Below are 931 nucleotides of genomic sequence, written 5' to 3'. Positions count from 1 at the left end.
CGCAGGCGGTCACCTTGATGATCGCGTCGCGTGGATGTTTGATCTCGGGGTCCGCAACGGTGTCCACGCGGACGTCACCCTTACCGTGCCAGCATAGTGCCCGCATGCATCTTCTCCGTGTGGACAGAAGCTCCACCGTGATTGGAAAAGCATCCGAGCAGGTTCAACGTCCACCATTGCAAAAAGGGCTCGGGTGCCCGGCGGTCGTCATGCTCTAAGTCTGAAAGGAAAACGGCCGCAAAACGGATAACCGATTGTGGACCGCACCGTCCACGGTGCGAGTGACAGGAATGGGTCTTCCAGGCTTTGAGCGTTTGGATTTCTTGAGACGGCGCGAACTTCCAATCACCCGCCGGTCAGCGCCTCGAACTCGATTGCGTCATGAGCACAGAAGATGCGCACCGCACTCGCCTGATCGATGGAGAGTTCACGGATGCGCCGCTGGTTGGCGATACGCGCGTCCCGGTCGACCTGCATCAGGTTCTGATAGGCGCGCATGCCCGGTGGGCACACCCGCGCTGCGCCGCCGATCTCGCCATGGTGGAAATAGGCATCGCCGGCGTAGAAGAGCCAGCGCCCGTCGCGTGTGGACCTGCAGCTGTTTCCAGCCTTCCTCGAACCACGCCGCCTTGCCGAGGAGGCCTGACCGCGGTCGTGCAGGAGGTACACATCCAGGGCATCTCGACCCGGTCGGTCGATGGTCTGGCGAAAGCGATGGGGATGAGCGGCATTTCCAAGAGCCAGGTGAGCCGGCTCTGCGAGGAGATCGACGTGCGCGTGAAAGGCGTTCCTCGACCGCCGCATCCAGGGCGACTAGCCACATGTTCTTCATCATTGACGTTCGCCATCGCCCCCGCGGGGGGGGGGGGGGGGGGTGGGGGGGGCGGGGGGGGGCCTTTTGCCCCCCCTTTTCCCACCCCGGTGGCGCGGC

Annotated in this window: 1 protein-coding gene and 1 pseudogene; one reads left to right on the top strand and one right to left on the bottom strand. The window is 63.8% G+C overall.

Translation table 11 applies throughout. The annotated features are described in order from the left end of the window. Positions 1-345: 345 nt before the first annotated feature. Positions 346-498, bottom strand: coding sequence for a hypothetical protein (locus ACFE65_RS17190; RefSeq protein ID WP_375383581.1), 153 nt, complete (start codon positions 496-498; stop codon positions 346-348). Positions 499-601: 103 nt separating this feature from the next. Between ACFE65_RS17190 and ACFE65_RS17185 the strand changes: the two are divergent. Further along, a pseudogene (locus ACFE65_RS17185) lies at positions 602-814 on the top strand (transposase); the annotation flags it as partial. Positions 815-931: the final 117 nt, after the last annotated feature.

The sequence above is a fragment of the uncultured Sphingomonas sp. genome (assembly GCF_964237335.1).
In the GTDB taxonomy this organism is placed as follows: Bacteria; Pseudomonadota; Alphaproteobacteria; order Sphingomonadales; family Sphingomonadaceae; genus Sphingomonas.
This window is presented reverse-complemented; position numbering and strand designations above follow the sequence as displayed.

Coding starts and splice junctions, on each gene's coding strand:
- ACFE65_RS17190 (WP_375383581.1), bottom strand. CDS start 498: ATGCGCGCCTATCAGAACCTGATGCAGGTCGACCGGGACGCGCGTATC.